Consider the following 18,723-nt stretch of genomic DNA (forward strand, 5'->3'; position numbering starts at 1 on the left):
GCGACGCGCGTGAAATTCACCCTGCGCATCTGGCGCCAGCGGAGCCCGGAACACCGCGGCCGGCTGGTCGACTACCCGATCGAAATCTCCCCGGACGCTTCGTTCCTCGAAATGCTCGACGTCCTCAACGAACACCTCGCCGGCATCGGCGAGGAACCGATCGCCTTCGACCACGACTGCCGCGAAGGCATCTGCGGCATGTGCTCATTGGTCATCGACGGCGCCCCGCACGGCCCCGAACAGGCCACCACCACCTGCCAACTGCATATGCGGAAATTCGCCGACGGCCGCACCATCACGGTGGAACCGTGGCGCGCCGGGGCTTTTCCGGTCGTCAAGGACCTGGTCGTGGATCGCTCGGCCTTCGACGAGATCATCCGCGCCGGCGGCTACATCACCGCCCCGACCGGCACCGCTCCCGAAGCGCATTCGATCCCCGTCCCCAAACCCGACGCCGACCGCGCCTTCCAGGCCGCCGAATGCATCGGCTGCGGCGCGTGTGTCGCGGCCTGCCCCAACGGTTCCGGCATGCTGTTCACCGCCGCCAAGGCCACCCACCTCGCCCTGCTCCCGCAAGGCCAACCGGAACGCTACACGCGCGCCGCCGGCATGATCGCCGCCCACGACGCCCTCGGCTTCGGCGGCTGCACCAACACCGGCGAATGCACCGCCGCCTGCCCCAAGGAAATTCCCCAGGACGTCATCGGCCGCCTCAACCGGGACCTCCTGCGCGTCGCTCGCCACCCGGGCGCCTGACCGGCCACGCCGTTCCTGTCGGACCATTGAGGTAGCGTGCGGCGCCATGCACCCGGCCACCGCCGCGATCGCCGACCTCGTCGCCTCGATCACCCCTTGGGATCCGTTGGAGCAGGAGCACATCGATCGGACGCTGGCATGGCTGGCGTCCACCGACGACATCTACCGCCGCGTCCCGCCCGCCGTCCCGGCCACGCACCTGGTCGCCTACGTCGTCCTGGTCGATCCGGTCGACCGGGGCGTGTTCCTCGGCGTGCACCGGAAGTCGGGCCTGCACCTGCCAATGGGTGGTCACGTCGACCCCGGCGAGCCCCCGCCGGCCGCCGCGCGCCGGGAAGCCTTGGAGGAACTGGGAATTCACCCCGAATTCGATGTCGTCGGCGACGGGCCACTGCTGCTGACCGTCACCCCCGTGACACTGCCGCAACCCCACACGGACGTCAGCTTCTGGTACGTCGCTCGCGGGCACCGCGATCGGAGCTACAGTCTCGACCCGGCCGAGTTCGACGGCGGCCGTTGGTGGGATCTCGACCCCGGCACACTACCCGACACCGATCCACACCTGAGCCGCTTCCTGGCGAAACTGCACCACCACGCGGCCGCCGGGCGGTGACGCCGACAGCCGAGTACCGCGAGTGAGGTAACGGCTGTTACATTGCCCAGCGTGACAGGTAAGCGACGTGTGCGGTGGCAGGTGCTGGTCGTGCGGATACCGGCCGAGCCGTCGCGGCATCGGGTGGCCGTGTGGCGGGAGCTGCGCCGGGTCGGTGCGTTGCAGATCGGTCAGGGCGTGTGGGTAGTGCCCGATGTCGCGGTGTTCGCCGACGGGGTCGCCCGGGTCATCGAGCTGGCGCGCCGTGGGGAGGGCGAGGTGCTGGTCCTGGAGGCGGCCGGGCGCGCCGAGGCCGACGCAGCCCGGTTGGAGGGGTTGTTCACCGCTGAGCGCGGCGAGGAGTGGGCGGAGTTCCTCACCGAGTGCGCCCGTTTCGACGCCGAGATCGACAAGGAGATCGGCATCGCCAAGTTCACGATGGCCGAGTTGGAGGAGGAGGAACACAGCCTGGAACGGCTGCGCCGCTGGCATCGCGATATCAAGGCCCGCGACGTGTTCACCGCCCCGGCCGCCGCCGAGGCCGCTGCGCAGCTCGAGCACTGCGCAGGCCGGTTGGCCGACTACACCGAACGGGTCTTCGCGGCCCTGCACCAGATGTGACCGCCGAGAGACCGGGAACCGATCGATGAACCTCGATACGCGAATCTTTCTCGATATCAACGACTTCGCTCGCAATACGCCGTGGCTGCACCCGATCATGTCCGGCTATGCGAACTACGGCATCGTGCTCTTCGCGATCCTGCTGGTCGCCGGGTGGTGGATCGCCCGTCGGCCCGCAAGCACGGAGAAAATGACCGCAGCCGTGTGGGCGCCGATCGGTGCGCTCGCCGCGCTGGCGATCAACCAGCCGATCTCGAGCGCGGTGAACGAAACCCGCCCGTGCAACGCCCTGCACGACATCGTGGTGTTGCACTGCAACACCGACGGGTCGTTCCCCAGCGACCACGCGATGATGGCCGGCGCGGTCGCGGCGGGTCTGTGGCTGGTGGACCGGCGCCTGGGCGTCCTGGCGACGCTGGCGGCGCTGCTGATGGCTTTCACCCGTGTCTACATCGCCGCCCACTACCCCCAGGACGTGCTCGCCGGGCTGGGGCTGGGCGCGGTCGTGAGCTTGGCCGGATTCTGGTTGTCTCGGCCCGTGCTGCGATGGCTGCTCGGCCGGATCGCCCGTACCCCGATGCGGATCCTGATCACCGCGCCCGCGCAATCGACTGTCGTTCAGGGAAACTCACGATGAGTACACCACCAGCTGTACGGGCCGTCGTGCCACGGGCGCGGCTGCTGCCGCTGTACGCGGCCGGGTTCGTCACCGCGTTCGGCGCGCACAGCATCGCGGCCAGTCTCGGCGGCTACACCGGTTCCGGGCATGCGAGTCTGCTGACCCTGGGTCTGCTGCTGGCTGTCTACGACGGCGCGGAAGTGTTGCTCAAACCCGTGTTCGGCACGCTGGCCGACCGCATCGGCCCGCGCCCCGTGCTGCTGGGCGGCCTGATCGCCTTCGCGGTCGCGTCGGCGGCATTCGTACTCGCGGGCAACCCCGCCCTCGTCGGGTTCGCCCGTCTCGGTCAAGGGGCTGCCGCGGCGGCGTTCTCGCCGGCGGCGGGCGCGATGGTGGCGCGGCTGACCCCCAGCGGTGGTCACGGCCGCGCGTTCGGCGGGTACGGCGCCTGGAAAGGACTCGGCTACACCCTCGGCCCCCTGCTCGGCGGTGTCGCGATCACGATCGGCGGCTACAACCTGCTGTTCGCCGTGCTCGCCTGTCTCGCCGTCGCTGTCGTCGGCTGGGCGGCGATCGCCGTTCCCGCCGTCCCCGCGTTACCGCGCGCCCGCCAGACCGTGCTGGATCTGGCCCGGCGCCTGGGCAGCGCACACTTCCTGCGCCCCACCGCCGCTCTCGCCGGGTCGACCGCCGCCCTGGCGGTCGGGATCGGGTTTCTCCCCGTGCTCGGGGCCCGCCACGGCCTCGGTCCACTGGCCACCGGTGCGGCGGTGTCGCTGCTGGCCGCCACCGCCGCGCTCGTCCAGCCGCCCGTCGGTCGCGCTCGCGATGCCGGGCGACTGCACGACGGCGCAACCATGGCGGCGGGGCTGGTCCTGGCCGGAATCGGCATGGCCTCGGCGACCGTGGTCCCCGGGATCGCCGCAGTGCTGGTCGCATCGTTCGTGATCGGCGCGGGGACAGGGCTGGTGACACCGATCGGGTTCGCGTACCTGGCCGCCACCACACCACCGGAACGGCTCGGCCAGACCATGGGCGCCGCCGAAATCGGCCGCGAACTCGGCGACGCAGGCGGCCCGCTGCTCGTCGGTGCTGTCGCCGTCGCCACCACCCTCAACGCCGGACTCCTCGCGCTCGCCGCCGTGCTGGCCGCCCTCGCCGTCCTCGCCGCCGCGCCCGCACCACGGGACGGCCGGAGGACCGACGCCATCGGATGAACCGGAATCCGCACTGCCACAGTCCTATTGATGCCGGTCTCCCGGATGGGTTGGTGCGCGGGATGTCGGCCGGCGATCTCTGGCCGGTCGGCGAGCCCGAGGCGCAGGTTGCACCGTGGTGGACGGCTTCGTCGAGAAGTTGCGCGACGTGATCCTCGTAGAAGCTGTAGCCGCTGCCCTGCTGCGGCCGCACACCAACCGGATCGCCCCGCGCCCCAGTCAACGCGAAGTCCGGCAACGAGACTGGACGCGATGAACACCGAGGCCGACTCGAAGCCGGCGGAGCGGCCGGGCTGCGGGTTATCGGACCGTATGCACGGCGTCGGCGACCGCGGCCAGGACGTTGATCGGATCGCCGTCGGCGATCGGGTAGATCCCGATGTGGTCCGCGCCGGCGTGAAGATGTTCCCGCAGCCGGGTGGCGACGGTGGCGGCGTCGCCGTGGGCGACCAGTGCGTCGATGAGGCGATCGCTGCCGTGATCGTCGAGATCGTCATCGGTGAAGCCGAGCCTGCGAAAATTGGTGGCGTAGTTGACGACCCGTAGCCCGGTGCCCGGCGGCGCCGAGCGCGCGGCGGTGCGGACCCGTGCGGCGTCGGTGTCCACGATCGCGAAATGGCCGGGCAGCAACAGCTTTCCGGGCCCGAGCAGCTCTCGTGCCCGCCGGGTGTGATCCGGCGTGACCATGCACGGGACGGCTCCCGCGGCGCGGTCCCGGGCGAGCCGGAGCATCCTCGGGCCCAATGCCCCCACGACGATCCGATCGGCGGGTACACCGTTTCCGGTCAGCCGGTCGAGGTAGGACGCCAGAACGTCGTAGGGCGAGGCGTATTCGGTGTGCACCTCGCGATGGCCGATGCCCACGCCGAGCAGGAAACGGTCCGGATGGGCGGCGGCGATCCGGTGATACGAGGCGGCGACGGTGTCCGCGTCCGCGACCCAGGCGTTCACGACGCTGGTGCCGAGCGTCAGGCGGGTCGTGGCATCGAGCAACCGCTCCACCAGCGTGAGATCGGCCGGGGGCGAGGCGTCCAGCCAGAGCGTGTCGTAGCCCAGTTGCTCGAGCAGTCCGGCCCGTTCCGGCGACACCTCGTGCTCGCGCAGATGCGCGCCGAGTACTCCCGTTGAGATTGGCATAGGCACAGTTCACCGGCAGGTGGACGATCCAACCAGACCGGAAATGCCTGCGCAGTGATAAGCTCGCGGCATCGTCGCAGGTAGCGGGTGTGGAGGCGCGGGATGGAGCTGCAAGCGCTCCGGTGCTTCGTCACCGTCGCCGAGGAGTTGCACTTCGGGCGCGCCGCCGAACGGCTGCATCTGGCCCAGCCCGCGGTGAGCCGCCGGATCGCCCTGCTGGAACGGGAATTGGGCGTCCAGCTGTTCGATCGGTCACCGCGCCGGGTCCGGCTCACCGGGGCCGGGCATCGGGTACTGGGCGCGGCCCGGGACGCGCTGGCGGCCGTCGAACAGGTCCGGGTGGTCGCCGCCGATTCCGCGGGCACGATGCGGATCGGCACCGCCGCCGGATTCGCCGTGCGCCTCGAGCGCGGTATCGAAGCGCTGCACCGTGATTCGAATTTCGAGGTCGCCCTCGTCGACCTGCCGATCACCGCCCGCCTGAATGCGTTGCGGCAGGGTGACATCGATATGACGCTGGCCCGGGGCCCGGTCGTGGCGCCGGGGCTGCGGGTGCTGCCGGCGTGGCGGGAGGCGCTGATGGCGGTGGTGTCCCGGCGTCATCCCGCCGCCGACCGCCCGGATGTCGGCGCGGACGATCTGAGCCGCAGTGCGCTGCGTATGCCGCCGCGCCGCCAGGACCCGTTCGCGCACGACGCGGTGAGCACGGCGTTGCGGGATGCGGGAATCGACACGCCGACCGGCAGACCGGCCGGGACGCCGCGGGACACGATCATCGAGATCGGCTCCGACCCGGGTAGCTGGACCGTGCTGCCGGCCGATCAGGCCCGCGAGGTGACCTCGCCTCGGATCCGAGCCATCCCGCTCCGGCCACCGATGACGGTGACCGGCAACGTGATTCTGCCCCCGCACCTTCCGTCCCGGTGCTTCGGCGCACACGTGGCGGCCTTCCGCGACGCACCGGGATCCTGAGGGCCACCGCGCCCGGCGAGAACGCTGTGGATCAACCGCGCCACGGGAACCACGGTCGGGCCCGGTGGTGGTGCGCGGGGGTGGATGTTCGCTACGTTGAGGGCGGTGGTCGCGGCTCGCGGCGATCGTGCGTGATCGACCGGACGGTCGGTGACAGCGGTGTTCGCGGCGCGGGCGCCGCGACCGGAAAGGGGCACCCGTGTCGATGTTCGCCGAGACGATCGGACCGGAGCACGAGTTCCGGCACGTGCCGGACGACACCTCCGCCTACAACGAGAGCACCTACTACAACTTCGCCTCGGCGGAATCCGGTGTGGTGGGCTGGGTTCGGGTGGCGGTGCAGCAGAACCGTTCCGCGGCACAGACTTCCGTGCTGATCTTCCTGCCGGAGGGGCGGACGCTGGTGGCCTTCGGCCGCGAGACCGATCCGGTGCCGGACGCGTTCACGGCGGGATCGCTGACCATCGACATCGACGAACCGCATCGGCGGCAACGGATCACCTTCGCCGGGCCGATGTCGGTGTTCGACGATCCGCGCGCGCTGGCCGATCCGGGGCCCGCGCTGCGGGGTGCGCCACGGGTGCAAGTGCGGCTCGAGTTGTCGGTCACCGGCGCGGGAGTCTCGTTCGGGACCAGTGGTGACGATCCCGACCGGGTGGTCGAGAAGTCGCTGGCGCTCGGGCACTATGAGCAGTTCACCCGGCTGGAAGGGACACTGCGCGTGGATGATCGGAGCATCGCCGTGCGGGGCGGCGGGTTGCGCGACCACTCGTGGGGACCGCGGGACTGGTCCGGGCTGCGTTACCACCGGTGGATCACCGCCGTTCTCGGCGACGGGGAGGCGGTGATGGCGCTGGAGGTCGGTCGCCAGGACGGCGCGGTGGTCCGCACGGCCGCGACCACCGCCGGCGGCGTGACGGCCGAGGCGCAGCTGACCGACCTGCGCGTGACCTGGACCCCCGACGGCTTCGGCCGGGAGGTTACCTGCGAGCTCGGGCCGCTGCACCTCACCGGGACCGCCCGCGCGCCGGAGCAGTTCGTCCCGCTGCGGCACGTCACTCCCGGCCCGGACGGCAGCCACGCGGTAACCCGGATCGGCTACTCCTCCTACGAGTTCACCACGACCGACGGCCGCCACGGCCTCGGCATCGTGGAGATGCTGGATCAACTGGTCGACGGGATGCCGATCGGCATGGGAACGCCGGAGAGTCGTTGACCCCGCGCCGAATCCGGTAGGCGGCGCTGTCGGCCACCGACCTGCTCGGCGGCCGACGGCGATCCCCGGCGCGGAGCGGAGCTGCTCGACGACCGGCGGAGATCCCCGGCGCGGGACCGAGCCGGATGGCGCGGGCGACGCGGAAACGTCCGGGGTGGTGGCATCCGGCCGGTGCACCGGTGGTATCGATCGGCGTGCTGATCCACGCTTGCTTGTACTCAACCATTTGGTTGATAATGACTCGGCTTGCCGTCGCGGCAGGCAATGTCGGAGCGAGGGACGTCGTGATGGATGTGAGCCCGGGAGAATCGGCGCCGCGCGGGCCGCTGTCCGGCGTGCGCGTGCTCGAGTTGCAGGGTCTGGGGCCGGGACCGTTCTGCGCCATGCTGCTCAGCGATTTCGGCGCCGAGGTGGTCCGGGTCGACCGGCCCTCGAGTGTGACGGACGCCGATCCGACGGACCCGCCGGCGGACGTGCTGTCGCGGGGCCGCCGGTCGATCGCGGTCGACCTGAAGGCGCCGTCCGGCGTGGAACTCCTTCTGCGCCTGGTCGAGCGGGCGGATGTGCTGATCGAGGGGTTCCGGCCCGGGGTGACCGAGCGCGTGGGCCTGGGGCCCGAGGTGTGTCTCGAGCGCAATCCGCGGTTGATCTACGGCCGCGTCACCGGCTGGGGGCGGGAGGGGCCGTACGCCCCGCACGCCGGCCACGACATCAACTACCTCGCGTTGTCCGGCAACCTGTGGTCGATCGGCCGCAGCGGCGAGCGGCCGGTGCCCCCGCTGACCTACGTGGGTGACTTCGGTGGCGGCGGGATGCTGCTGGCCCTGGGCATCTGCGCGGCCCTGGCGGAGCGGGCCGGATCCGGTCGCGGCCAGGTGGTGGACACCGCGATGGTCGACGGCGCCGCCCTGCTCAACGGCTTCGTGTACGGGCTGCGCGACACCGGCGGCTGGACCGAGGAACGTGGCGCCAACCTGCTCGATTCCGGTGCGCCCTTCTACGACGTCTACGAAACATCGGACGGCCGTTGGGTTTCCGTCGGCGCGATCGAGCCGCAGTTCTACCGGAACCTGCTGACGCTGCTCGGTCTCGGCGACGAGCCGCTGGACGCGCAGAACGACCCCGAGTACTGGCCGATCCTGCGTGCCCGGCTGACCGAGATCTTCCGCACTCGCACCCGCGACGAATGGTGTGCGCTGCTCGAAGGCCGGGAGGCGTGTTTCGCCCCGGTGCTGTCGCCCTGGGAGGCGCCGCGGCATCCGCACAATCGGGCCCGCGGCACCTTCACCGAATGCCACGGCCGGACCCAGCCCGCCGCCGCCCCGCACTTCGGCCGCACCCCGGCCGGCATCGCCGGCCCCGCCCCGCATCCGGGTCAGCACACCGGCGCGGTCCTGCGGGAATGGGGTCTGAACGCCGCCGAGATCGGCGCATTGCGGGAACTCGGGTCGATCGCGGAATCGGGCACGGAATCCTCGGCCGCAGCGCCCGCAGCGAGGTCGACCCTATGAGCGCGCCGGACCCCGTCGTGCCGGGACCGCCGGTCACCGACCCGTCACGGGCCGGCGCGCCGCAGCTCCCCGGTGCTGACCCGGATCGATCGACGGCCGCCGCGCCGCAGCTGCCTGTGGGTGCTGTGCCGGATCGATCGACGGCCGCCGCGCGGCAGTCGCCGGTGGGTGGTGTGCCGGAGCGGTCGACCGCTGGCGCGTCGCAGTCGCCGGTGGGTGCTGTGCCGGAGCGGTCGACGGCCGCCGAGTCGCAGTCGCCGGTGGGTGCTGTGCCGGAGCGGTCCACGGCCGCCGCGCTGGAGACCGCACCCACCGCGCTGGAGACCGCGCCGCGCGCCCGGGAACCCGCCGCGCCGCCCGGACCGGACGTGCTCGTCGAGCGGCACGGCGCGGTGCTGCTGCTGACGCTCAACCGTCCGCAGCGTCATAATGCTGTGGGCGGCAGCATGTTTCGCGACCTGTCGGCCGCTTTCGACGAGGCGGGCCGCGACGACGGCATCCGGGTCGTGGTGACCACCGGTACCGGCGACGCCTTCTGTGTCGGCGCCGATGTCCGCGATTTCGCGGCCGTCGCCCATCTGCCCGCTCGTGATCTGCTGCTCAGCGATCTGATCGGCGGGGACAAGGGGCTGCCGGAGCTGTCGCCGGACGGCCGGGTGCTGGACGAGATCGGCAACGCGGGCCGCTGGGCGGCGCGGATGTGGGCGCTGGAGAAACCGACCCTCGCCGCGATCAACGGCGCGGCCGTGGGTGGTGGGCTGGCGGTCGCGCTGCTGCACGACATCCGGATCGCCGCGCGATCGGCAAGGCTGGGAACGGGTTTCGCGCCCGCGGGCCTGGCGTCGGAGCTCGGGCTCAGCTATCTGCTGCCGCGGGTGACCGGTATGTCGGTGGCCGCGGAACTGCTGTTCGGCGGCCGGCTGGTCGGCAGCGCCGAGGCCCGTGAACTGCGCTTGGTCTCGGAGACCGTGGACGACGAGCAGCTGCTCGACCGTGCGCTGGAGACCGCGGAGCGGATCGCGGCGCAGCCGTCGCGGGGCCTGCAGTGGAACAAACGGCTGCTGCGGCGCTCGATGGACAGCACGCTGGCCGAGCAGCTGCGCGCCGAATATGTCGCGCAGCTGGCGCTGTTCGACGATCCCGAGACCCGGGCGGCGCTGGTCCGGCTGACCCGCCGGGTGACCGGCGAAACTTAAATCAACCGTATGGTTGACTACCGCGATCGGGCCGGAATAGCCTGAGTTCCGGCCGTACCGGCGAGAGGATCTGCGTGAACGCCCTATTGAGCCCGGCGCAGCGGGGATTTCTCCGCGAATTGCGCGACTATCTGGACACCCTCGATGCCGGCCTGATCGAGGCGACGCGCGCGGAGAACATCGAGGATCCGATGCAGCCGCGTGAGCACGGCCGGCGGTTTCTGCGCCGGCTGGGGGCCGATGGCTGGCTGGGGGTGTCGTGGCCGCGCGAGTACGGTGGCCGTGGCCTGTCGGCGATCGAGCAGTGGTTGTTCGCCGAGGAACTCTACGATCGGCGGTTGCCCAACGGGCTGCTGACGCTCAATGCGATCGGCCCGGTGCTGATCCGCCTGGGCAGCCCCGCGCAGAAGGCGGAGTATCTCCCGCGGATCCTGGCCGGTGAACTGGAATTCGCGATCGGCTACAGCGAGCCCGACGCCGGCAGTGACCTGGCGTCGTTGCGTACCAAGGCCGTTCGCGACGGTGACGAGTACATCGTCAACGGCCAGAAGATCTGGACCACCGGCGCCTCGGTGGCGACGCATCTGTGGCTGGCGGTCCGCACCGGCGGCCCGGATTCCCGGCATCGCGGGGTGAGCCTGCTGATCACGCCGATGAACGTGCCGGGCATCACGATTCGGCCGATCATCACCCAGGGCGGTGAGCGCACCAACGCGGTGTTCCTCGACGACGTCCGGATCCCGGCGAGCGGTCTGGTGGGCGCGCAGGACCAGGGCTGGTCGGCGATCACGGCCGCGCTGAACTTCGAGCGGATGTTCTACCACAACGAACCACGTTGGGAACTGCGGCAACTCACCGAGTGGGCCGCCGCCGCGGAACTGCTCGACGGCGATACCGCCGAGGCGCACGCGTTGCAGGCGACCGTCGGTGAACTCGCCGTGGACGTGGAGCTGTGCCGGATGTTCGCGATGCGTGGTGCCCGGATGCTGGCGGCGGGCCGGGTGCCGTACGCCGAGGCGTCGATGAACAAGATCTGGTGGGGCGAATTACGCCAGCGGATCTGCGATCTCGGCCTGGACCTGATCGGCGAGGACGGCACGATCGCCCACGGCTCCGAATTCGCGCCCGCGCACGGGCATCTGGAGCGCGGTCTGCGGTCGTCGCCGGTGTGGCGATTCGGGGGCGGTACCAACGAGATTCAGCTGGACATCATCGCGACGCGTGGACTGGGGATGCCGAAATGACCGACACCGCACTGGCCGCTGTGACGGCCGCGGACGACGATCGCGAAATTGCCCTGCTGGCCGCCACGGCCCGGGAGTTCTTCGCCGGATTCGTCGACAACACCTACCTGAACCAGCAGGAGCAGTCCGCCACCGGCTACGACACCGAGCGCTGGCAACGGTTCGTCGACCTCGGATGGACCTCGCTGGGCCTGCCCGAACGGGTCGGCGGGGCCGGCGCCGGCATCGCGGCCGTGGCGGCGGTCGCGATCGAGTTCGGCCGCGCGGCGTTCGCCTCCCCGTGGCTCGCGACGATGCGGGCCGCCACCGTCCTGACGGCGGTCGCGCCCCCGGAACGGGCGGATCCGATCCTGACCCGGATCGCCGACGGCGTGCCGCACACGCTGGTCGCGCCCGCGGATCGCCCGGTCCGTGCCGAGGTGTCGCCGTCCGGCGCCCTGCTCCTGTCCGGCCCACCGGTCGTGGTGGAGTGGCCGGCGCAGAGCGAGACCGTGGTCCTGCTCCTGCCGGTGACCGCGAACAGCGCTGCGGGCGAATCGGATTCGCCGTCCTGGTGCTGCGCCGCGCTTCCCCGCGACCTGATCGCCGACCGGATCACGCCGGTGCGCAGCGTCGACAACGAACGGTCGGCCCGCTTCGATCCGGCCGGCCTGACGATCCCGCCGCGGTATCTGCTCGGAACCGAGATCACCTCCGCCGATGCGGAATTCGCGACGGCCGCGGCGAATCTGCTGCGCGCGGCGGTGATGGTCGGCGGCTGCGAGGCGGTCCTGGAGTTCTCGGTCCGCTACGCCGGTGAGCGGGTGCAGTTCGGACAGCCGATCGGCGGATTCCAGGCCGTGCGGCACCATCTGGCCCGCATGGCGATCGCCGCGGACGCCGCGCGGCTCGCCTACGACGAGGCGGTGGCGAGCCTCGCGGGGCCGGAGCGCGACGGAACCCTCGCGGCCCTGGCCACCTTCGTCGCGGGCCGCTCCTACGTGGAGATCGTCCTGACCGCCGCCCAGATCCACGGCGGGGTCGGTACCACGGTGGAACATGTTCTGCACCACCACTTCCGGCGGGCCAAGGCGATGCAGCTGCGTTCGGGCAGGCGCGCGAACCGGTTGCGCGAGCTGAACGACGCCCTGCGGCGGGAGTCACCCCACCGAGCGTGGTGAGGGCCCGGCATCACTTCGTGACGATGCCGCCCATGATGAAATCGGTGAGCTCCCCGACCAGCGTGGCCTGCGCCTTCGCGGTCGAGGGGCGAAACCAGTTGGGCACGTAGGCCAGAATGCCGATCACGGAATACAATACGGCGTCGACGTCGAGTTCACGGAACTCGCCCGTGCGCACCCCGGCACGCAGCAACTGCTTCGTGAAGCGCTCGTACTTGTCGACCCCGCGATGGATATCGGCGGCCTGCGCCTCGGGCAGATGCTGATCGATCCAGGGCAGTTCCTGGAAGAACACCACCAGTTCGTCGTGCCGGGTCGCGACATGATCGACCTGCAGCGCGATCAGCTCACGCATCCGCTCCGTCGCGGTGCCCTCCTTGGGCACCCGCCCGATCAGCTTCAGCGTCGCCTCGATCTGCACGGACAGCAGTTCGAACAGGATCGCGCTCTTCGACGGGTAGTAGTGGTACAGCGTGCCCTTGTTGAGCCCGACCGCGTCGGCGATGGAATCCATTGTCGCAGCGCTGTATCCCTGCTGGCGAATGATGCGTGCGGCTGTTGCGTATACTTCGTCGCGCCGGGACGGCCTGGGCACGGGACTCCTTCCGCGGGATAAATGTTCCGATCATCATATGACCGCGACGACCAGCCGTGGTGTCCCTCGCCGTGTTAGCTGCATCCCATTATCGAACAGTTGGTTGGTTACGTTTCGGCTGATACGCGCCACCTCGCCGCATATCCACTCGCGCATAACATCTAGATGTTTCCGGACCCGGGACCGCTCATCGGTAGTGGTGCATCAGGTCCACCACCGTGGCGGCCTCCTGGCCGAGCAGGACCCGGCCCACCACCGCCATGTGCGCCTGCCAGTGCTCGACCGCCTCGGTGCCGGCCCCGACCTCGATCAATTCCAGCAGCCGGCGCTGGGACCGCAGCCCGCGGCGGCGTACCGTCAGCGATCCGGCCGTGTCGGCGGAACCGCCCACGGCGGAGACCGCGCGGGTCACCACCTCGTCGAGCATCTCGGTGAGTACGCTCACCGTCTGGTTGCCGCCGAGTGCGACCAGCCGCGCGTGGAAGGCGGTGCCGGCGGCCGCGAACGCGACCGGATCGCCGATCACCGCCTCCTCGGCGTCGATCAGCGCACGCAGCTCCTCCACGCCGTGGCGCCGATTGCGTTTGGCGGCAAGGGCCTTCACCGCCAGCGGCTCGATCAGCGATCGGGCCTCGAACACGTCGGCCAGCGAGACGTTGCGCGCCTGCAGCACGAGCGCGGCCGACCGGGCGGTGGCCCGCTGATCGGGCCGGTGCACGAAGACGCCGCCGCGCAGCCCGCGCGCGACGGTGATCAGCCCCTCCGCCTCCAGGATCCGCAGCGCCTCCCGCAGCGTCGGGCGCGAGACGCCGAACCGTTGCACGAGATCCGGTTCGTGGCCCAGTCTTTCGCCGTCGGGCAGTTCGCCGGAGACGATCGCGGTCCGGAGCCGCGCGGCGATCTTCTGCGGCACCTCGACCGGCCCGCCCCGGCCGTTGTGCTTGCTCATATCTCCCATAATATATAGATGTTTCTGCTAGCATCCAGCGCACCAGAGCACAGGGAGCGTGCCCGTGAGCAACACCTACGTCGAGTACGACGCCAGTGACCGCATCGCCACCATCACCTTGAACCGTCCCGAGGCCGCGAACGCGCAGAACCCCGCGCTGCTCGACGAGCTCGACGCGGCCTGGCAGCGGGCGGCCGACGATCCCGAGGTCCGGGTGATCGTGCTGCAGGCCAACGGGAAACACTTCTCCGCCGGGCACGACATCAAGGCGGTGGGCGCGGGGCCGTCGAAGACCACGCTGGCCGACATCTACGCCTTCGAATCGCGCCGTTTCCTCGAGTACTCCCTGCGCTGGCGCAATGTGCCCAAGCCGTCCATCGCGGCCGTGCAGGGCGTGTGCATCTCGGGCGGTCTGCTGCTGTGCTGGCCGTGCGATCTCATCGTGGCCGCCGACAACGCGGTGTTCTCCGACCCGGTGGTCAACATGGGTATCGGCGGCGTCGAATACCACGGCCACACCTGGGAACTGGGGGCCCGCAAGGCCAAGGAGCTGCTGTTCACCGCGAGCTCGCTGACCGCCGCCGAGGCGGAGCGGTTCGGCATGGTCAACCGCGTGGTACCGCTCGACGAGTTGCGCACGGCGGTACGGGAATTGGCCACCGCCATCGCCGGCAAGCATCCGTTCGCGCTGCGGCAGGCCAAGCGCGCGGTCAACCAGACCCTCGACATCCAGGGCTTCTACTCCGCGGTGCAGTCGGTCTTCGACATCCACCAGACCGGCCACGGCCACGCGCTCAGCGAGACCGGTGTGCCGATCCTCATGCTCCTCGACGACATGAAAGCCGCGCTGGCCGAACCGAAGTCGTGATCGCCGCGCTCAGCCGCCGCGTGCCGCCAGCAGGCGGCCGCGGTTGACCTTGGTCGCCTCGCTGCGCGGGATCGTCTCGACGATCTCGATGCTCTTGGGCACCTTGTAGGCGGCCAGCCGGCTCTTGGCGAAGGCCCGGATCTCGGCGAGGCCGGGGGGATCGGCGGCGTCGGCCGGCTGGATCAGCGCGTGCACCCGCCGGCCCCACTGCTCGTCCCGAAGGCCGATGACCACCACATCGGCCACCTTCGGATGATCGATCAGCGCCGTTTCCACCTCGGCCGGAAAGATGTTCGCGCCGCCGCTGACGATCAGATCCGCCCGCCGGTCGGCGAGGTAGAGGAAACCGTCGGCGTCGAGATGCCCGAGATCGCCGATGGATCGGAAGCCGTCCGGCGTCGGCGTGAGTTGCGGTGTGGCGCCGAGGTATCGGGCCCGGTCGCTGCCGGGCATGCGCAGGAAGATCTCGCCGAGCTGCCCGTCCGGCACACTCGCGCCCGCGTCGTCGAGCACCCGCACCTCGGTGCCCCAGATCCCGCGGCCGACACTGCCCGGATGAGTGAGCCACTCGTCGCCGCGGATCGCGGTGATGCCGACGCCCTCGCTGGAGCCGTAGGCCATGATGATCTTCTCCGGGCCGACCAGTTCGCACCAGCGCCGGGTCAGCGAGGCCGGCATCGGCGCCGCGCCCTGCATGATCCATTCGATGCTCGACAGATCCCGGCGCTCGATGCCGGGCACATCGGCGATGCGCTGCAACATGATCGGGGTCGCGGTGAAGGTGGAGACACGGTAGCGCTCGATCACGTCGACGACGCGGGCCGCGTCGAACCGCTCCAGCACCACCAGCCGGTCGCCGCCGAGCAGATTGTTCAATGTGGAGAAGGCGTTGATGTGATACATCGGCGCCAGCACCAGGATGGTCTGCGGGCTCGGGATGGGCGGAACCCGTTGCCACACATCGGCGAGCGGCCGGTTGTAGTGCGGCCCGCACACCGAGGGGCTGGTGCCCATGATCACCTTCGGCGTCCCCGTCGCGCCGCTGCTGCAGATACCGTGCGTGTGCGGGGACACGATGTCGGGCAATGCGACCGGCTCCCGGCCGGCGGTGCCGTCCAGCCACGGCAGCTCGCCCCGGTCCAGATGGACTGCGGGCCGGACCACCTCGCGGACCCGGTCCAGTTCCCAATCCGGCAGATCCCAGCGCATCGGCACCGGGACGGCGCCGAGCTTCCACGCCGCGAACACGCTCAGCACGAACTGCGGGGAGTTGCGGAGCGCGAGTCCGAGCCGATCACCGTGTCCCAGACCGCGTTCGGCGAGCGCACCGGCGACCTGATCGGAACGGCGATCCAGCCAGCGCCAGTCGAAGACCGGTTCCGCACCGTCCGCCGCGATGTGCCGGTACACCGGTTGCCCCGGATGTGCCGCTGCCCGTTCCCGAATCCGCCGTGCGTGGCTGACCGGCTCCGTCATGGCCGTACTCCCTTCGCCGGACGAGCTACCCGTGCCCGGCCTGGGTTTCGAAACATCTAAACATTAACAGCCGGGCCGGCGCTTCGGAGCGGAAGCGGCACAGCGGTTTCCGCTCAGCGCGGGCGCCGGGCCCGCGCCACCAGCCCGCCGCCGAGGATGAGCCGCTGGATCTCGCTGGTGCCCTCGTAGATCCGCAGCAGCCGCACGTCGCGGTAGATCCGCTCGACCGCGGTGCCGCGCATGTACCCGGACCCGCCGTGCACCTGCACCGCGAGATCGGCCACCCGCCCGGCCATCTCGGTGCAGAACAGCTTCGCCGCCGAGGGTGCCAGGCGCCGGTCCTCCTCGGTGACCCAGGTGCGGGCCGCGTCGCGCACCAGCGCCCGCCCGGCGGTGATGCCGGTGTACATGTCCGCGAGCATCGCCTGCACGAGCTGGAATTCGCCGAGCGGCGTACCACCCTGGGTCGCCGCGGCGGCGTAGGCCACCGACTCGTCCAGTGCGCGCTGCGCGGTCCCGACGGCGAGCGCCGCGATGTGCACCCGGCCGCGCGCCAGCGAGCTCATCGCCGCGCGGTACCCGACGTCGGCGCTGTCGCCGACCAGGGCGTCGCCGCCGACCCGGACGTTCTGGAAGGCGACCTCGGCGGTCCACGCGCCCTCCTGTCCCATCTTGCGATCGTGCGGCCCGACCGTGAGACCGGGCGTGTCCGCCGGGACCAGGAACACCGCGATGCCCGGCCCCTCCGTGTCGGCGGGCCGGGTGCGGGCGAACACCACGAACAGGCCGGCGACCGGCGCGTTGGTGATGAAGCGCTTGTCGCCGTCGATGATCCAGTCGTCGCCGTCGCGGCGGGCCGTGGTGCGCAGGGCCGCCGGATTCGACCCGGCGCCGGGCTCGGTCAGCGCGAAGGAGGCCACCACCTCGCCGTCGGCCATCGGCCGCAACCAGCGCCGTTGCTGTTCCGGGGTGCCGAAGCCGACCAGGACCTGGCCGGCGATGCCGTTGTTGGTGCCGAACAGCGACCGCAGCGCCAGGCTGGTGTAGCCGAGTTCCATCGCCAGCTCCACGTCCTGGGCCAGATCGAGCCCCAGCCCACCCCACCGCTGCGGCAGCGCGTAGCCGAACAGGCCCATGGCCCGGGCCCGGTCGACGATGTCGCCGGGCACCCGGTCCGCCTCGGCGATCTCCGTCTCCCGCGGCATCACCACCGTGCGGACGAAGGTCCGGGTCTGCGCCAGGATGTCGCGGAAATCCTGTTCGGTCAGGGCCTCGCTGGTCATGCGGCGGCTCTCCTCGCTCGATCGTGGTCCAAAACATCTAGATGATACAGTCGGAATCTGCTGGGAAAACGCTTGTCGCGCACGGAAGAAGAGGTTCATGCGTGAGGTCGTGATCTGCGAACCTGTCCGCACCCCGATCGGCCGGTACGGCGGCGTGCTCGCCGGGCTCACCGCGGTCGAACTCGGCGTGGCGGCGCTGCGGGGCCTGCTGGAGCGCACCGGCCTCGCGCCGGAGGTCGTCGAGGACGTCGTGCTCGGGCACTGCTACCCCAGCGCCGAGGCCCCCGCGATCGGCCGGGTGGTGGCGCTGGACGCGGGCCTGCCGGTCACCGCCGGCGGTATGCAGGTCGACCGCCGGTGCGGCTCCGGTCTGCAGTCGGTGATCAACGCGGTGCTCCAGGTGGGCAGCGGCGCAAGCGATCTCGTCATCGCCGGCGGCGCCGAGAGCATGAGCAACGCGGTGTTCCATTCCGCCGATATGCGCTGGGGCGGCGCCCGCACCGGCGTGCGGGTGCACGACAGCCTGGTCCGGGGCCGGGAGACCGCGGGCGGCGTGCGCTATCCGGTGCCCGGCGGCATGCTGGAGACCGCCGAGAATCTGCGCCGCCAGTACCACATCGGCCGCGAGGAACAGGACCGCCTGGCCCTGGAGTCGCATCGCCGGGCCGTGGCGGCCGCCGCGACCGGCGCGACGGGCGAGCAGATCGTCCCCGTCACGGTCACCACCCGCGGCCGCGCCACGGAGATCGTCACCGACGAGCATCCCCGCGCCGACACCACCCTCGAATCGCTGGCCCGCCTGAAACCGGTACGCGCCGAACTGGATCCGGAGTCGACCGTCACCGCCGGCAATGCCAGCGGCCAGAACGACGCCGCCGCCCTCTGCGTGGTCACCACCCGCGAACGCGCCACCGAACTCGGCCTGACCCCGCTGGTCCGCCTGGTGTCCTGGGCCGTGGCCGGCGTACCGCCGGCGCTCATGGGGCTGGGCCCGGTGCCCGCGACCGCCGCGGCGCTGCAACGGGCCGAATTGTCGCTGGCCGACATGGATCTCGTCGAACTCAACGAGGCCTTCGCGGCCCAGGCGCTCGCCGTGCTGCGCGAGTGGAAATTCGGTGAAGCGGATCTCGAGCGCACCAACGTGCACGGTTCCGGCATCTCGCTCGGACATCCGGTGGGCGCCACCGGAACTCGTATGCTCGCCACCCTCGCCCGCGAACTCCACCACCGGGAGCAGCGCTACGGCCTCGAGACCATGTGCATCGGCGGCGGCCAGGGGCTCGCGGCCGTGTTCGAGCGTGTGCTCTAGGG

19 protein-coding genes are annotated in these 18,723 nt (G+C 70.8%); 14 read left to right on the forward strand and 5 right to left on the reverse strand.

What is annotated here, in order from left to right:
- The first annotated feature begins 9 nt into the window (after positions 1-9).
- The 6 genes from NRB56_RS23875 to NRB56_RS23900 all read left to right on the forward strand — a co-directional run bounded on the left by NRB56_RS23875 (position 10) and on the right by NRB56_RS23900 (position 4,061).
- Entirely contained in the window at positions 10-756 is a 747-nt protein-coding gene (locus NRB56_RS23875; protein WP_319943441.1) for a succinate dehydrogenase/fumarate reductase iron-sulfur subunit, read from the forward strand.
- 46 nt (positions 757-802) lie between these two features.
- Positions 803-1,369: an NUDIX domain-containing protein gene (locus tag NRB56_RS23880; protein ID WP_153345773.1), complete on the forward strand. Its 567-nt coding sequence runs from the start codon at positions 803-805 to the stop codon at positions 1,367-1,369.
- A 51-nt stretch (positions 1,370-1,420) separates the two neighbouring features.
- Positions 1,421-1,969, forward strand: coding sequence for a Chromate resistance protein ChrB (locus tag NRB56_RS23885; RefSeq protein WP_319943442.1), 549 nt, complete (start codon positions 1,421-1,423; stop codon positions 1,967-1,969).
- 25 nt (positions 1,970-1,994) lie between these two features.
- Entirely contained in the window at positions 1,995-2,606 is a 612-nt protein-coding gene (locus NRB56_RS23890; protein WP_153345777.1) for a phosphatase PAP2 family protein, read from the forward strand.
- Positions 2,603-3,805, forward strand: a complete 1,203-nt coding sequence (locus NRB56_RS23895; RefSeq protein ID WP_153345780.1) for an MFS transporter — start codon at positions 2,603-2,605, stop codon at positions 3,803-3,805. Before NRB56_RS23890 ends, NRB56_RS23895 begins: the two co-directional genes overlap by 4 nt.
- A 115-nt stretch (positions 3,806-3,920) precedes the next feature.
- Positions 3,921-4,061 (forward strand): hypothetical protein, encoded by a 141-nt coding sequence (locus NRB56_RS23900; RefSeq protein WP_153345782.1) that lies wholly within the window; start codon positions 3,921-3,923, stop codon positions 4,059-4,061.
- Positions 4,062-4,105: 44 nt separating this feature from the next.
- On the opposite strand, the gene NRB56_RS23905 is transcribed toward NRB56_RS23900, so the two are convergent.
- Positions 4,106-4,942, reverse strand: a complete 837-nt coding sequence (locus NRB56_RS23905; protein WP_153345784.1) for a TIGR03620 family F420-dependent LLM class oxidoreductase — start codon at positions 4,940-4,942, stop codon at positions 4,106-4,108.
- A gap of 102 nt (positions 4,943-5,044) precedes the next feature.
- Between NRB56_RS23905 and NRB56_RS23910 the strand changes: the two genes are divergently transcribed.
- The 6 genes from NRB56_RS23910 to NRB56_RS23935 all read left to right on the forward strand — a co-directional run bounded on the left by NRB56_RS23910 (position 5,045) and on the right by NRB56_RS23935 (position 12,241).
- Positions 5,045-5,914, forward strand: coding sequence for a LysR family transcriptional regulator (locus NRB56_RS23910; RefSeq protein WP_153345786.1), 870 nt, complete (start codon positions 5,045-5,047; stop codon positions 5,912-5,914).
- Between the two features lie 205 nt (positions 5,915-6,119).
- The gene (locus NRB56_RS23915; RefSeq protein WP_456320179.1) at positions 6,120-7,130 is read left to right on the forward strand and encodes a DUF7064 domain-containing protein; all 1,011 of its coding nucleotides are present in this window, start codon (positions 6,120-6,122) and stop codon (positions 7,128-7,130) included.
- A 287-nt stretch (positions 7,131-7,417) separates the two neighbouring features.
- On the forward strand, positions 7,418-8,641 hold the full coding sequence (locus NRB56_RS23920; protein ID WP_153345790.1) for a CaiB/BaiF CoA transferase family protein: 1,224 nt from the start codon (positions 7,418-7,420) through the stop codon (positions 8,639-8,641).
- Positions 8,642-8,853: 212 nt separating this feature from the next.
- Complete coding sequence (locus tag NRB56_RS23925; RefSeq protein WP_153345792.1) at positions 8,854-9,837, forward strand: enoyl-CoA hydratase/isomerase family protein; 984 nt, start codon at positions 8,854-8,856, stop codon at positions 9,835-9,837.
- Between the two features lie 74 nt (positions 9,838-9,911).
- Positions 9,912-11,081: an acyl-CoA dehydrogenase family protein gene (locus NRB56_RS23930; RefSeq protein ID WP_153345794.1), complete on the forward strand. Its 1,170-nt coding sequence runs from the start codon at positions 9,912-9,914 to the stop codon at positions 11,079-11,081.
- The gene (locus NRB56_RS23935; RefSeq protein WP_153345796.1) at positions 11,078-12,241 is read left to right on the forward strand and encodes an acyl-CoA dehydrogenase family protein; all 1,164 of its coding nucleotides are present in this window, start codon (positions 11,078-11,080) and stop codon (positions 12,239-12,241) included. The genes NRB56_RS23930 and NRB56_RS23935 overlap by 4 nt, the downstream gene beginning before the upstream one ends.
- 10 nt (positions 12,242-12,251) lie before the next feature.
- Here the strand turns inward: NRB56_RS23935 and NRB56_RS23940 are convergent, their stop codons facing one another.
- The gene (locus NRB56_RS23940; protein WP_153345798.1) at positions 12,252-12,836 is read right to left on the reverse strand and encodes a TetR/AcrR family transcriptional regulator; all 585 of its coding nucleotides are present in this window, start codon (positions 12,834-12,836) and stop codon (positions 12,252-12,254) included.
- A 187-nt stretch (positions 12,837-13,023) separates the two neighbouring features.
- Entirely contained in the window at positions 13,024-13,785 is a 762-nt protein-coding gene (locus tag NRB56_RS23945) for a FadR/GntR family transcriptional regulator (RefSeq protein ID WP_153345800.1), read from the reverse strand.
- Between the two features lie 64 nt (positions 13,786-13,849).
- Here NRB56_RS23945 and NRB56_RS23950 point away from each other — a divergent pair, with 64 nt between their 5' ends.
- Entirely contained in the window at positions 13,850-14,653 is an 804-nt protein-coding gene (locus tag NRB56_RS23950; RefSeq protein WP_319943443.1) for an enoyl-CoA hydratase, read from the forward strand.
- A 9-nt stretch (positions 14,654-14,662) separates the two neighbouring features.
- Here the strand turns inward: NRB56_RS23950 and NRB56_RS23955 are convergent, their stop codons facing one another.
- Entirely contained in the window at positions 14,663-16,129 is a 1,467-nt protein-coding gene (locus tag NRB56_RS23955) for a class I adenylate-forming enzyme family protein (protein WP_153345802.1), read from the reverse strand.
- A 113-nt stretch (positions 16,130-16,242) separates the two neighbouring features.
- Positions 16,243-17,412 (reverse strand): acyl-CoA dehydrogenase family protein, encoded by a 1,170-nt coding sequence (locus NRB56_RS23960; RefSeq protein ID WP_153345804.1) that lies wholly within the window; start codon positions 17,410-17,412, stop codon positions 16,243-16,245.
- 97 nt (positions 17,413-17,509) lie between these two features.
- Here NRB56_RS23960 and NRB56_RS23965 point away from each other — a divergent pair, with 97 nt between their 5' ends.
- On the forward strand, positions 17,510-18,721 hold the full coding sequence (locus NRB56_RS23965; protein ID WP_153345806.1) for an acetyl-CoA C-acetyltransferase: 1,212 nt from the start codon (positions 17,510-17,512) through the stop codon (positions 18,719-18,721).
- The last annotated feature ends 2 nt before the right edge of the window (positions 18,722-18,723 follow it).

Origin of the sequence: Nocardia aurantia (genome assembly GCF_009604425.1) — a bacterium.
Lineage (GTDB): Bacteria > Actinomycetota > Actinomycetes > Mycobacteriales > Mycobacteriaceae > Nocardia > Nocardia aurantia.